We start from the raw sequence: 12,826 nt of genomic DNA on the forward strand, positions 1-12,826 counted from the left end.
ATCAGCGAACCCCTTTCACGAGGTCGCGCGCGGCGGCGATGATGTCGGGAACCTGCGGCACGGTGGCCTTTTCGAGCTCCGGATTGTAGGGGATCGGCGTCTCGGCGCCGCCCAGACGCACGATCGGCGCGTCGAGATAGTCGAACGCCTCGCTCTCGGCGATCATCGCGCTGACCTCGGCGCCGATGCCCAGCGTCTTGACCGCTTCGTAGACGCACATCAGCCGCGACGTCTTCTTGACGCTGTCGATGACGGTCTGCTTGTCCATCGGCCGAATGGTCCGGAGGTCCACGACTTCGACGTCGATGCCTTCGGCTTCCAGCGTGGCGGCGGCGTCCAGCGCCTTCTGCACCATGATCGAGGTCGCGACGATGGTGAGATCCCGGCCCTCGCGGCGGATGTCGGCCTTGCCGATCGGCACGGTGTAGTAGCCTTCGGGCACCGGGCCTTTCGCCTTGTAGAGCAGCTTGTGTTCGAAGATCATCACCGGATCAGGATCGGCGACGGCCGCGAGCAGCATGCCCTTGGCATCATAGGGTGTCGCCGGCTGGATGACCTTCAGGCCCGGCACATGGCCGAGCCAAGCTTCCAGGCTCTGGCTGTGCTGCGCGGCGGCACCCGTGCCGGAACCCGCGGGAAAACGCATCACCACGGGCACGGAAACCTCGCCGCCCAGCATGAAGCGCATCTTGGCCGCCTGGTTGACGATCTGCTCCATGGCGAGCGTGGCGAAATCGGAGAACTGGAACTCGAAGATCGGCCGCATGCCGGTGACGGCCGCGCCCACCGCGACGCCGGCGCCGCCCAGTTCCGAGATCGGCGTGTCCAGCACCCGGTCGGCGCCATAGCGGTCGACCAGGTCGCCGGTCACCTGGAAGGCGCCGCCATAGACGCCGATGTCCTCGCCCATCAGGAAGACGCGCTCGTCCATGTCCATGGCGATCGCCATGGCTTCCTGGATCGCCTGGGCGTAGCTCAGTTCACGCACCATCGCGTCCATCACGCCTGCTCCGTATAAACATAATTTCCAGTCTCGCTGACGTCGGGCGACGGGCTCGCCTTGGCGAATTCGATGCCGTCGGCGATTTCCTTCGCCACCGCTTCGCGAATGGCCTCGATGCCCCTGTCGTCGATGAAGCCGAATTCCCGCAACTCGCTCTCGAACAGCGTGATCGGGTCGCGGTTCGACATCCAGTCCTCGATCTCTTCCTTGGTGCGATAGCGGTTGCGGTCGCTCTTGGAATGGCCGCGATGGCGGTAGGTCTTGGATTCGATCAGCGTCGGACCTTCGCCGTTGCGAGCCCGTTCGACAGCCTTGTGCGAAGCCTCTGCCACCTCGGAGAAGATGTTGCCGTTGACGATGACGCCGGGCATCGAATAGGCGGCGGCGCGGTCGGCGATGTTCTTCACAGCGGTCGAGCGGGCCGTCGAGGTCGACATGCCGTAGCCATTGTTCTCGCACACGAAGATGACAGGCAGCTTCCAGACTGCCGCCATGTTGAGCGCCTCGTGGAAGGCGCCCTCATTGTTGGCGCCGTCGCCGAAGAAGGAGACCACCACCTTGCCGGTCTTCATCATCTTGGAGGAGAGTGCCGCACCGACCGCGATCGGAATGCCGCCGCCGACGATGCCGTTGGCGCCGAGATTGCCCTTGGCGACGTCTGCGATGTGCATCGAGCCGCCACGGCCCTTGCAGTAGCCCGTCGTCTTGCCGAAGAACTCGGCGAACATGCGCTTGACCTCAGCGCCCTTGGCGATGCAGTGGCCATGGCCGCGATGCGTCGAGGTGATCTGGTCATCCTCGGCAAGCGGCATGCAGATGCCCATGGCGCTGGCCTCCTGGCCGATGGACAGATGCATCGTGCCGTGGATCAGCCCACGCATGTAGCTTTCTTCCGCGCCCTCTTCGAAGCGGCGGATGAGGTACATCTTGTGAAGCACCTCCCTGAGCTGCTCGGCGCTGTACTGGCGATAGACGAAAGGCAGGTTGGCGCGGCTGTCCGCGGCCGCTTTGCTGGCTGTGGCCATGATCACGCCTCCACGGTTCCGTAGACGAGTTTGTCCTGCCGCGCACGCAGTTCGGCGATCTTGGAGCCCGGTGCGGGCGCCGCATTCGCATAGGTGATGAGTTCGCCCTTCTTGATCGGCGCCGTCACCGAACCGCCCTGCAGCAGGCCGCAGGGAATGGCCCTGGCGGCGTGCGCTTCCGGCGCCGTCATGATCCAGGCGCGGTAGCAATATTCACCGATCGCATCGAGCTTCTCGCCCGGCTGCATGTCCTTCTTGGCAACGGCGGCGACCTCGGCCACCGGCTTGGCCAGCGGCACCATGTCGGCCTTGCCGTAGAGCACGACGCGGGCGCAGGTCAGCGGCACTTCGAGCGAGGTCAAATGATAGGGGCGGTGGAAGGTGAAGTACGGGCCCTTGCCCATCTTCAGATCCTCCATGCGCTCCGAAATGCGCGGATGCGACATGTCGGCGACGACGAAGACGCCGGGCGCAACGCCCTTGCCAATGGAATAGTCGACCACGCCGACTTTGGACAGCACGCCGCCGTCCTTCTGCGGCACCAGCACCTTGTTCAGCTCACCAAGGGTCGCGGCCGGGCCATGCATGCCGGCCTTGTCGGGCACCAGCCCGGTGGCGTTGGCGATCGCCGCCATCTCGACCATGGTCTTGGAGCCGTCGACGAACTCGACCAGCATGCGCACATTCATGTGCCGGCGCCTGGCTTCTTCCTCGTAGGCGGGCGGCGTCGCGTCGATGTTGAGCGGGTTGTTCTTGCCCTTGCCTGCGGCAACGATCGGATGGCCCATCGCCGAGACGAACTCGATCAGCTCCATGCAGGAGGACGGCTCGTCGCCGGCGCCCAGTGAATAGGTGACGCCCAGCCGGTCGGCCTCGCTCTTCAGATAGGCGCCGATGGTAACGTCGGCCTCGACATTCATCATCACCAGATGCTTGCCATGCTCCATGGCGCGCAGGCCGATCTCGGCGCCGACAGCCGGAACCCCGGTGGCGTCGATGACGACGTCGATGAGATCGTTGTTGATGACCAGGCTGGCATCGTTGGTGACCGCGACTTTGCCGGCCTCCATGGCTGACGTCATCGCCGAGGCGTTCGACACTTCGCGCGCATGGCCGGTTTCCTGGAAGGCGATGTCGACCGCCTTGCTGGCGGCGGGAAGGTTGAGTTCGGAAATGGCGCCGATCTCGATGCCGGACATGTGGGCGACGCGGGTGACGATGTCGGTTCCCATCTCACCCGAACCGATCAGGCCGATGCGGATAGGCTTGCCCGATTTGCCGCGCTCATCGAGATCGCGGGCGAGCCCCGTCAACGAAATATTGGAAGCCATACCGCTCATTCCTCCCACATTGCAGGCTTGTTCAAGTGGTTGACGGGTATTGAACATCTGTATTTCTGTCAAGACTAATGTCCAAAATTACCGCACTTTCGCCTCCCATTCCACGAACCCGCAACCGTCATGCAGACGGCCATTTTGCCTGCCGTCGGATCGTGGGGTTGTCCCTGGACACAGCTGTGCGTAAAAGGTCATGGAAACATCGGCAGGGGCTTTCCGATGAATGTTCATCCAAGGGCGCGCCCGGTCGCGTCGCCGGGCGACGGACCGGCACATGCGATCGCGGGCATCTTCGCCGGGGAATTGCAGGTTCCCTCGGTTGGTCTCGACGACAATTTCTTCGATCTCGGCGGCGATTCGCTGATGGCCGAGACGCTGGTGCTTGCCGTGCAGAAGCGGTTCGGGGTCAAGCTGCAGACCTCCGTCCTGCTGGAGGCACAGACACCGCGCGAGTTCGGCCGGCTGATCGGCTCGCTGGTGCCGATGCACCCTGCCCGCGAACTGATCGTGCCGGTATCGGGCAGCACCGGCCACGAACCGATCGCCATGATCCATGGCATTACCGGCTCGGCGCTGTTCGCCAACCGCTTCAGCAGGCAGCTGAAGCAGGAATACGCCATCTTGGCCGTACGCGGCATGGGCACCGAGCCCGGCGAGACGCCCTATTCCGGCATGGGTGAGATCTGCTCGAATTATTTCGAGGCCCTCACCTCTGTGACGGGCCGACATCCCGACATTGTCGGCGGTATCTGCGTTGGCGGGCTGCTGGCCATCGAGGTCGGCCGGTTGAGCCACGAGGCGACCGGCAAGCGGCCGGCGATCGTGCTCATCGACCCACCCTCGCCAGGTTCGGCCTGGCTGAAGCCGATGCCGGACGATCGGCTGACCGAAGGCAGGCGGCGCAATATCGCCCGCAAGGTGATCTACTGGCGCATCTTGCGCGATGCGCTCAAGGCGGTCGGGCTCGGACAGACACGGCTTGGACGGCACCTGCGCAAGAAGGCCTACAAGAGCACGCTCCTGCAGGCGGCCGCCGGCTTCGTGCCCTCATCCTACCCCTGCGACATCCTCATCCTCGCCAGTTCGGAATGGGGTGCCACGACGGTTGCCGACTACAAGGGCTGGGCATCCGACAAAGCCAGCGTGAAGACGGTGGTTATGCCCGGCACGCACAACAAATTCCGCAAAGCCAACATGGATGCGATCGACGCCGAAATCCTCGCTTTCCTCGCCGAACGGCAAGGCGCGGCGCGGGAAGCCCGGCACAATCCATGAGTTTTGGCCGGCAGCTGCTGGAGGCCTTCGCCAGCCATGGCGACAAGGTGGCGATGGTCAGTGACCGGTCACAGGTCACTTATGCGCAGGCGCTGGCGCAGATCGGGCATCTGAGCGCCAATTTCAGCGCATCGGGTATCGGGCCCGGCGATCGTGTTGGCCTGGCAATGGTCGACAACATCGACGTGGTGCTCTCCATCCTTGCCTGTTGGAAAAACAACGCCACTCCTGTCGTCATCGACTTTCGAACGCCCGCGAGCCAGCGTGCCAGGCAGGCCCGCGACTTCGGCCTGAAGATCATTTTCGAGAACCGCGCCATGCCGGGCGACGAGGTTTATCCCCGCGCCCTCTTCGACGCCGGCTGGAAAACGGACGCGTCGGCGCCGGGTTTCGGCACCGACGCTCCGATGAGCGATGCCAATCCAGCCTTCCTCATCTTCTCGTCCGGCACCACCGGCGATCCGAAAGCCTATATCCAGTCGCATCAGGCGCTGGCAAGGCGGATCGCTGCCCGCAAAGCCGTGGTGGAAGGCACCGCCAAGCGCTTCCTGACGCCGATGGCCCTGTCCTACTCGGCGATGCGCCACCAGGTCTTCGGCTACCTGCTCTATGGCGGTGTCGTCCGGTTCTTCCCGCCTTTGTTCACGCCATCGGAGCTCATCGAGGCGCTGCTGTCGTTCCAGGCGAGCGGCACGGCGCTGGCGCCATCGGTCATAGCCCGGATGGTCAAGGAGGTTGGCGAACGCGCCACCCACCTGCTTCCCCATCTCTCCGTTCTCTACAGCGTGGGCGGACCGGCCAGGGGCGAGGACAAGATCGCGGCCTATCGCTACATCTCGCCGGGATATCGCATCAGCTACTCATCGAGCCTGACCGGCATCATATCGTCGCTTTCAGGCCTGGATATCCTGGCCAAGCCGGAAAGCGCCGGCAGGCCGGTGGCCGGTGTCCAGATCGAGATTCTCGACGCGGACGGCCGTGTGCTGCCGCAAGGCGAACGCGGGCTCATCAAGGCCCGGACGCCGACCATGGCATCAGCCGTGCTGATGCCCGGCAACCGGCTTTTCGTCGATCCGCAGGTCATGGGCCCGGACTGGGGCATTCCCGGCGATATCGGTTTCCTGGACGCGGACGGCTTCGTGACGATCGTCGATCGGGAGGCCGACATGATCGTGCGCGGCGGGGTCAGCGTCGCGCCGCAGGAGCTGGAAAAACTGATCCGCGCGCATCCCAAGGTGCAGGATGTCGCCGTCGCGGGTTTCGCGGACGAGACCATGGGACAGGAGATCGCCGCGTTCATCGTCTCCAGGGAAGGGACGGCCGAGGAACTTCAGGCCTTCATGCGCGCCAACATCGCGCCCGACCGGCGGCCGCGGGAGATACGGCTCGTCGCATCACTGCCGTACAGCGACAACGGCAAGCTGCTGCGCCGCCAGCTCGTCGAGACGCTGGCCCGCAAATAGCCTAAAACATCTTATTGACGTGGCCGAGCCAGGGCGTGGGCCACGGCTGTGAAGCCAGCATGTCGAAGACGGAATAAACAAAGACCGTCGTAACGGCGGCTATGATGAGCGGTTTGCGCCACGACTTCACGCCCAACAGCACGATGCTCCCGGCAACGAAGACAAACGTCGCCGCCAGATGACCGACCAGCAGGATCAGGACGGAAAGCGCAAGGCACAGGCCGATAATTGCGAGATTGCCCTTCATGGTCGGCTCGGTAGCCGGCGTCCATTCGCCCGGGGCCTCGGCGGACGGCTGCAGTTCAGGCTCGTGAGGAACCCGGCGACGCCACCTCACCATCGTCTGCGCAGTGGTGACCAGCGAGAAGACCGCGAGCAGTCCGGCGGTGATCACGGGGAAGATGGCGGCCTCGAAGGGGAACTCCGTCACGGCAGTCACCAGTGCGGCCAGTGCCAGCAACGTCACGGCGGTGCCGGCGATGATATCGGGCAGCGCGGGCGGCAACGGACCGCCGGCCTTTCTGGCCTTTATCCACGATCGCGTCTGCCTGATGACCCCGACCACGGCCAGTCCAAGCAGCAGCAGCACCAGGGGCTGCGCAAGCCACGACCAGCCGGAAATCTGATAGGCAAGGAAGAAGTAGTTCTCCAGGCTCGGGCCAAGCACGAACCCAAGCGAAAAGGCCGAGCGCGGCCAGTTGAGCTCCTTCATCGCCATGCCGATCGCGCCGACGCCGATGACCAGCGCAAAGTCGAAAGCGCTCATATTGGTCTGGTACGCGCCGACCACGATGAAGGTCACCACCAGCGGCACCAGTATGGCCGCCGAGACCTGCGCGACGCGCGCCAGCGGCCGCGTCAGCACCAAGCAGGTAACCGCGCCCACTATGTTCGCCACGGCGATGCTGAACACCATGGACATGGTGAGCGCAGCATTCTTGCCGAGCATGTCGGGGCCCGGAACGAGACCATGCACCACGAAGGCACCGAGCAGGATGCTCATCGAGGCCGAACCCGGCACGCCAAAGGCAATGGTGGGAATAAGCGAGCCGCCTTCCTTGGCATTGTTGGCGCTTTCGGGCGCGATGACGCCCCTGACATTGCCCTCGCCGAACTTCGGTCCTGATCCTGGCCGGCGCGCGGCATAGCCATAGGCGATCCAGTCCAGCACCGCGATGCCGACGCCGGGAACCGCACCGAGCAGCGAGCCGATGGTGCTGCATCGCAGGACCAGCGGCCACTCGCGCACGGTATCCATGATGCCTTGCCACATGCCGGCATAGGTTGGCCGTTCGGCATTGCCCTGAATGGAACCGCGCAGCAGCAGCGAAGCGAGCTCGGGCAGCCCGAACAGGCCGAGAAACACCAGCGCCACGGGCAGGCCATCCCAGAGATAGATTTCGCCAAAGGTCCATCGGTCGATGCCGGCGATCTTGTCGATGCCGACAAACGAGGCCAGCATGCCAAACATGGCCGCGGCCAGCCCCTTCAGCGGCTGGCTCCCCGCCAGCATCGCCACGATGGAGAGACCGAAGGCGCAAATCGCGAAGAAGTCCGGCGTCTTCAGATAGAGGACAAGCGGCCGCATCACCGGGATGGCCGCGGCAAGCACCAGCGCACCGAACACGCCGCCGATCATCGATGCGGAATAAGAGGCGCCGAAGGCGCGCGCGGCTTCGCCCTTCTTGGCCATGGCATGCCCGTCCAGCACCGTCGCCGCGGCGCCGACCGAGCCGGGAACGCCGAAAAGGATCGCCGGGATGGTATCCGACGTGGTGTTGACCGAACCCATGCCAAGCAACAGCGCGAAGGCGGCGTAGGCGTCCATGTTGTAGGTCATGGGGATGAGCAGGGCCATCGCGAACAGCCCGCCAATGCCTGGAACGACGCCGACAATCAGGCCGGCGAAAACCCCGGTCACCAGCATCAGCATGCGGAATGGTTGGGCCATCTCGACGATGGCGGTCAGGATCAGGTCCACCTTTCTAAGCCCCGCCCCGAACCTATTTCACAAGATCCCTGGCGGTCTCGAACACCCCCGGGTCCACCTGCAACTGTCGCGACACAAGCCGGCTTATGTCTTCGCCGCTTGTGGCGTTGACGGCCATTTCGCTGAGCTTGCCGATGTCGGCCAGAAAGGCGGGATCGCGGACCATATCCATGTATCCCTTGCGAAGCGCCTCGACGGTTTCCTTGGGAGTGTCGGGCGGAACAACCAGCGGATGATGGAAGTGCAGGGCCGTCTCGATAAGCGCGGCCGCCTCCTGCAGCTTCGGATCCTGGATGCGCGCGGTAAATCGCTCAAGCGGTTTCTGCCCATCGACCGGGCCCGAGCCGAACGTGCCGATAAGGTTCAGCGTGTCGCGGTTTCCAGAGATGTTGTAGCTTGAGACCCCGCACATTCCGGCGATTTCGCCGCGCTGCATCGCCAGTTCTATATCGGCGGTGCCCTCGAAGCCGGTGACGATCTTGAACTTCGCCTTCAGCCCGTTCTTGACCAGTGCCGCGAAAATATAGGTGACGCTGCTCTTGCCGGTCGCGCCGATCAGAAAGTCCGACTGCAGGAACTTGTCCATCGTGTCGATGCCGGTGCTTCTTGCGGTCATGCAATAGGCCGGCTCGTTGACGAGGGAACCGATCCATTGCAGCGCAAGCGGGTCGAAATTCGCGTTCTGGGGGTCAAGCACCGGAGCATAGGACATCGCCTCGCTGATCGATGCGATGACGGTTCCGTCCGCGGGCTCGCTGCCCAGCACCATCTTGGTGAGCTTGAGGCTGCCGCCTCCCGGAACGTTCTGGACGACGACATCCGGATTGCCGGGCAGGAACCGGCCGAAATGACGTGCGATCACGCGCGACGTCTGGTCATAGCCGCCGCCGGGCCCATAGCCCACCTTGATCGTGATCGTCTTGAATTCGACCGCTTGCGCCTGCGTGCACATCGCAACGGCCAGAACGGCGACAAGCAAGGAAACAGCGCGCGACGCGCGAAAAATCATAGCCAGCATATAGACCCCCGCATGGACCCTCAAAGCGGTTCTAACGCATGACTTTACAAATCGGTAAGAATTTTTCTCAGGGATGATACGGGTATCAGATCACAGTTGCGACAGTGCACCCATGGCCTCGAACGGGCATCGGCTCCCCGATCGGGCTTGCGGCATATGCCTCAGGCCGCAACGGCAAAATCGTGGAAGTGCACAATCACCCCGTCGGCATCGATGAAGATGACGGCATAGGCAGGCGGTTCGTGGCCAAGCTGCCAGCTGTCTGAAAAATCGAGCCCGGTCTGGTGGTTGGTGCTGCGCAGCGTGCTGACCGGTATGCCGCGCCAGCTGCCGGCGATCAGCCGATGAACATGTCCGGCAAAGATGTGCCGGACATTGCCGTGGCGAGAAAGAACCTCATGCAAGGCATCGGCATCGGCGAGCCTGACCTCGTCAAGCACGGGCATGTGTATGCGGAACGGCGGGTGGTGCATGAAAAGGAAGACCGGCCGGTCCCGCGCTTCATGCAGCCGTTCGTCGAGCCAGTCGAGCCGCGCCTGGCATAGCTTGCCCTCGACATGCCCGCTGTCCAGCGTGTCGAGCAGGATCAGGCGTCCATCGCCGCTGTCGAAAACGCTCTGCACGAACCCGCCTTCGGCGGGAGCGTCGGCAAACATTTCGAGGAAGAGCGCCCGGTCGTCATGATTGCCGAGCATCAACCGGCAAGGCGGAGCGAATTTCCCAAGCCTGTCCCGCAGCACCGCGTAGGCGGCGCGCTCGCCATCATTGGTCAGGTCGCCTGAGACCACCACCAGATCGGCATCGGCATGGTTCCTGCCGATGTCCGCGAGGCAGGCGTCCAGCCTGGCAAGCGGATCGGAGCCGTAGAGACGGCCGCCGGGCGCCATCAGATGCGGGTCGGAGAGCTGGATGATTTTCATGGGGCATCGGCCTGCGATCGAGGATTCGGAAGGAGCTGTTCAACATCATTCCGCGGAATGCGGCACGAAACTGCCGCGCACGACAAGCGGCACGTTGAAGCGCTCGCGGATGGGGGGCAGGTCGGGCTGTCGCTGCCGCAGGTCGAGCAAGTCGACCGCCTTGGCGGCCATCATCTGCGGATCCTGGCGGAAGGTGGTCAGCCGGTAGGCAAGCCAGTCGGCTTCGGGGACATCGTCGAAACCGATCACCGAAAGGTCCTGCGGTATGGCGAGCCCGGCCTTGCGGGCATGGTCCATGACGCCGAAGGCGATGAGATCGTTGACGCAGAAGATTGCCTGCGGCCTGTCCGCACGATCGATCAGCAACCGGCCCGCCTGCAATCCGCCGGCGTAGTCCGTGTCGTTGCCGCGCTCGACCGCGACGTCCGCGCCAAGGCGGCGGGCCTCGGCGCGGAAGGCATCCTCGCGCTCGGTGATGGTCGGCGTGCCCGACAGCGATCCGGCGAGGCCGAGCCTGGTCATGCCGCACGCGACGAAATGCGCCGCGGCGAGCTTCGCCGCTGCGGCGCCGTCCGTCTGAATGTGGTCGGCCTCGGGCTCGGAGCGGCCGATGACCACGAGCGGCTGACCGTTGCGCCGCGCCAGTTCGAAGAAGGACGATGGCGGCGAGCCGGACAGGATGATGGTCGCCTCGGCGCGATGGCCAAGCAGCGTCTTCTGGGCTGATATCAACTCCTGCTCGGTCTGGCCGGTGTTGATCAGGACGGGAACATTGCCGCGATGGATGAGTGCCTTGGTGAGTGCGGCGGCCAGATGCGCGCGGAAGCCGACTTCCGGCTTGGTCACCACCAGTCCCACCAGCCGGCTCTGGTTGGCGAGCAGGCCGCGCGCCAGGTCGTTGACCTGGTAGCCGAGTTCCTCGGCCGCGCGCATGATCTTCTCGCGCGTCTCGGCGGCGACGCTGGCGCCGGGCGTGAAGGCGCGCGACACCGCCGAGCGCGATACCCCCGCCTGGCGCGCGACGTGCAGCGCGCTGACCGAGCGAAGCTTGTCCGAGGTCTTGTCGCCTGAAGTCTTGTCTGCAGTCATCGGTCGGTGCTCATGCGCGAGAAATTCAATGGCCAACCCGCGACAGCACATCGGCCTTCAGGAATCGCTCGACGATCAGCATGAAGCCGATCGACGGGATGAGCAACAGAAGCGCCGTGATCGAGGCGATCTGGTAGTTGCCGCCGGCACCAGCCGAGTAGAGCAGCAGCGGCAGCATGTTCACATCCGGCGCACCGACGAAATAGCTGCCGGTGAACTCGTCGAGCGACTCCAGGAAGACGAAGATGGCGCTGGCCATCAGGCCGGGCATGGCGAGCGGCAAGGTCACGTCGCGAAAGGCGCGCAACGGTCCGGCGCCGATCGAACGGGCGGCCTGCTCGAGTTCGGGATCGACGGCGGAAAAGGCGGCCGTCGCGATCCACACCGCATAGACCAGGCCATGCACGGCATGCACCAGCACCACGCCGGTGATCGTCCCGTTGAGACCGATCTGGTAGAACAGGCGCGCGATGTTGACATAGACGGGCAGGTTCGGAAACGCCTGCGGGATGAGGAAGGCGAGCAGGATCAGGCTGCGCAACGGCAGCTTCAGCCGCGCCAGCGCGTAACCCGCCGGTATGGCCAGCGCCAGCGAGACGATCACCGTCAGCACCGCCACCAGTATGCTGTTCTGCAGCGAATCCATCGCATTGCCGCGCGGCGAGAACACCCTCGTCCAGACGCTGAAGCCGTAGTCGAGCGGCAGAACATGCGGAAAATACCAGCGCTCCGCCACCGTCCACAGCAACAGGTTGAGCAGCGGGCCGAATATGACGAAGGCAAGCAGCGCCAGGATGAGAGCCCTGGGCAGCCACCACAGGTCGATCCGAAATCTCTGCCCGATCCCGGGCGATGCCGAGACGAGACTCATGCGCGCTCCTTCATCGTGTGGCGCAGATAGATCCAGGCGACGCCCGAGGTGATGACCAGCGAGATCAGCCCGAGCGCGTTGGCAACGCCGTAGTCGCCATAGGCGTTGATGCGGAAGGCGATGTCGGCGGTCAGCATGGTCGGCGACTGCGCGTTGATCATCAACGGCACCGACAGCACCGACATCATCGTCACGAAGGACAGGATCAGGCCGACCAGCAGCGTGGTGGCGACCTGCGGCACCACGATCTCGATCAGGATGCGCAGCCGCGAGGCGCCGAGATTGCGCGCGGCTTCTATGGTGCCGCGATCGATCGATGCCATGGCGCCGGCGACCAGCAGGGCGACGAAGGGAACCTGTTTCCAGACGAAGGCGATGACGATGCCGCGCCAGTCGAGAAAGGCCGTGGCCTGCATCGGCGTGATGACGCCGGCGCTGATCAAGAGATTGTTCATCAGGCCGTTCTTGGCCAGGAAGGTGCGCAGGATCTGACCGACGACGATGAAGGGGATGAACATCGGCCAGCGGTAGAGCCAGCGCAGGATCGCCACCGCGCGCGGATTTTCACCCAGCGTCAGATAGCCGCCGATGGCGATGGAAAACAGGCCGATGAGCAGCGTCGACAGGCTGACGATGAGAACCGTGAAGATCGTATCGCCGCGGTAGAGTTCGACGGATTTGACGAAATTGCCGAAGCCATGGCCGCCTTCGACTTCGAACGCGCCGACGACGGACGCGGCAAGTGGTACGATGAACAGCAGCACGATCACCGCCAGGGCGGGCAGCACGAGCAGCAGGCCGAGAAACCGTTTCGACATCTCTGTTCTTTCACCTT

At 64.1% G+C, this 12,826-nt stretch carries 11 protein-coding genes; 2 read left to right on the forward strand and 9 right to left on the reverse strand.

What is annotated here, in order from left to right:
• Position 1 precedes the first annotated feature (1 nt).
• Genes FFS37_RS09595 through FFS37_RS09605 form a run of 3 tightly spaced genes read right to left on the reverse strand, consistent with a single transcriptional unit; the run spans position 2 to position 3,359 of the window.
• Positions 2-1,000: an alpha-ketoacid dehydrogenase subunit beta gene (locus FFS37_RS09595; protein ID WP_137930707.1), complete on the reverse strand. Its 999-nt coding sequence runs from the start codon at positions 998-1,000 to the stop codon at positions 2-4.
• Positions 1,000-2,028 carry a thiamine pyrophosphate-dependent dehydrogenase E1 component subunit alpha gene (locus FFS37_RS09600; RefSeq protein WP_137930708.1) on the reverse strand — a complete coding sequence of 343 codons (1,029 nt, stop codon included), beginning with the start codon at positions 2,026-2,028 and terminating at the stop codon, positions 1,000-1,002. The genes FFS37_RS09595 and FFS37_RS09600 overlap by 1 nt, the downstream gene beginning before the upstream one ends.
• A 2-nt stretch (positions 2,029-2,030) precedes the next feature.
• Entirely contained in the window at positions 2,031-3,359 is a 1,329-nt protein-coding gene (locus FFS37_RS09605) for an NAD(P)H-dependent oxidoreductase (protein ID WP_137930709.1), read from the reverse strand.
• Between the two features lie 225 nt (positions 3,360-3,584).
• Between FFS37_RS09605 and FFS37_RS09610 the strand changes: the two genes are divergently transcribed.
• Both FFS37_RS09610 and FFS37_RS09615 read left to right on the forward strand, forming a co-directional pair.
• Entirely contained in the window at positions 3,585-4,640 is a 1,056-nt protein-coding gene (locus FFS37_RS09610) for a thioesterase domain-containing protein (protein WP_137930710.1), read from the forward strand.
• Positions 4,637-6,103, forward strand: coding sequence for a class I adenylate-forming enzyme family protein (locus FFS37_RS09615; protein ID WP_137930711.1), 1,467 nt, complete (start codon positions 4,637-4,639; stop codon positions 6,101-6,103). The genes FFS37_RS09610 and FFS37_RS09615 overlap by 4 nt, the downstream gene beginning before the upstream one ends.
• Before the next feature lies 1 nt (position 6,104).
• Here FFS37_RS09615 and FFS37_RS09620 read toward each other — a convergent pair whose 3' ends face one another.
• The 6 genes from FFS37_RS09620 to FFS37_RS09645 form a co-directional block, all read right to left on the reverse strand.
• The gene (locus FFS37_RS09620) at positions 6,105-8,084 is read right to left on the reverse strand and encodes a tripartite tricarboxylate transporter permease (protein ID WP_137930712.1); all 1,980 of its coding nucleotides are present in this window, start codon (positions 8,082-8,084) and stop codon (positions 6,105-6,107) included.
• Between the two features lie 22 nt (positions 8,085-8,106).
• On the reverse strand, positions 8,107-9,111 hold the full coding sequence (locus FFS37_RS09625) for a Bug family tripartite tricarboxylate transporter substrate binding protein (protein WP_137930713.1): 1,005 nt from the start codon (positions 9,109-9,111) through the stop codon (positions 8,107-8,109).
• Positions 9,112-9,272: 161 nt separating this feature from the next.
• Positions 9,273-10,031: a phosphodiesterase gene (locus FFS37_RS09630; protein WP_137930714.1), complete on the reverse strand. Its 759-nt coding sequence runs from the start codon at positions 10,029-10,031 to the stop codon at positions 9,273-9,275.
• Between the two features lie 45 nt (positions 10,032-10,076).
• Positions 10,077-11,120 carry a LacI family DNA-binding transcriptional regulator gene (locus FFS37_RS09635; RefSeq protein ID WP_137930715.1) on the reverse strand — a complete coding sequence of 348 codons (1,044 nt, stop codon included), beginning with the start codon at positions 11,118-11,120 and terminating at the stop codon, positions 10,077-10,079.
• A gap of 25 nt (positions 11,121-11,145) precedes the next feature.
• A complete protein-coding gene (locus FFS37_RS09640) occupies positions 11,146-11,991 on the reverse strand; it encodes an ABC transporter permease (RefSeq protein WP_137930716.1) in 846 nt (281 codons plus the stop codon).
• On the reverse strand, positions 11,988-12,809 hold the full coding sequence (locus FFS37_RS09645) for an ABC transporter permease (protein ID WP_137930717.1): 822 nt from the start codon (positions 12,807-12,809) through the stop codon (positions 11,988-11,990). Before FFS37_RS09645 ends, FFS37_RS09640 begins: the two co-directional genes overlap by 4 nt.
• Positions 12,810-12,826: the final 17 nt, after the last annotated feature.

Origin of the sequence: Mesorhizobium comanense, assembly GCF_005503535.1 — a bacterium.
GTDB lineage: Bacteria > Pseudomonadota > Alphaproteobacteria > Rhizobiales > Rhizobiaceae > Mesorhizobium > Mesorhizobium comanense.

Excerpts from the sequence above, each read along its gene's own strand:
- FFS37_RS09630 (WP_137930714.1), bottom strand. The coding sequence starts at position 10,031 with ATGAAAATCATCCAGCTCTCCGACCCGCATCTGATGGCGCCCGGCGGC.
- FFS37_RS09625 (WP_137930713.1), bottom strand. The coding sequence starts at position 9,111 with ATGCTGGCTATGATTTTTCGCGCGTCGCGCGCTGTTTCCTTGCTTGTC.
- FFS37_RS09615 (WP_137930711.1), top strand. The coding sequence starts at position 4,637 with ATGAGTTTTGGCCGGCAGCTGCTGGAGGCCTTCGCCAGCCATGGCGAC.
- FFS37_RS09610 (WP_137930710.1), top strand. The coding sequence starts at position 3,585 with ATGAATGTTCATCCAAGGGCGCGCCCGGTCGCGTCGCCGGGCGACGGA.
- FFS37_RS09605 (WP_137930709.1), bottom strand. The coding sequence starts at position 3,359 with ATGGCTTCCAATATTTCGTTGACGGGGCTCGCCCGCGATCTCGATGAG.
- FFS37_RS09645 (WP_137930717.1), bottom strand. The coding sequence starts at position 12,809 with ATGTCGAAACGGTTTCTCGGCCTGCTGCTCGTGCTGCCCGCCCTGGCG.
- FFS37_RS09640 (WP_137930716.1), bottom strand. The coding sequence starts at position 11,991 with ATGAGTCTCGTCTCGGCATCGCCCGGGATCGGGCAGAGATTTCGGATC.
- FFS37_RS09635 (WP_137930715.1), bottom strand. The coding sequence starts at position 11,120 with ATGACTGCAGACAAGACTTCAGGCGACAAGACCTCGGACAAGCTTCGC.
- FFS37_RS09600 (WP_137930708.1), bottom strand. The coding sequence starts at position 2,028 with ATGGCCACAGCCAGCAAAGCGGCCGCGGACAGCCGCGCCAACCTGCCT.
- FFS37_RS09595 (WP_137930707.1), bottom strand. The coding sequence starts at position 1,000 with ATGGACGCGATGGTGCGTGAACTGAGCTACGCCCAGGCGATCCAGGAA.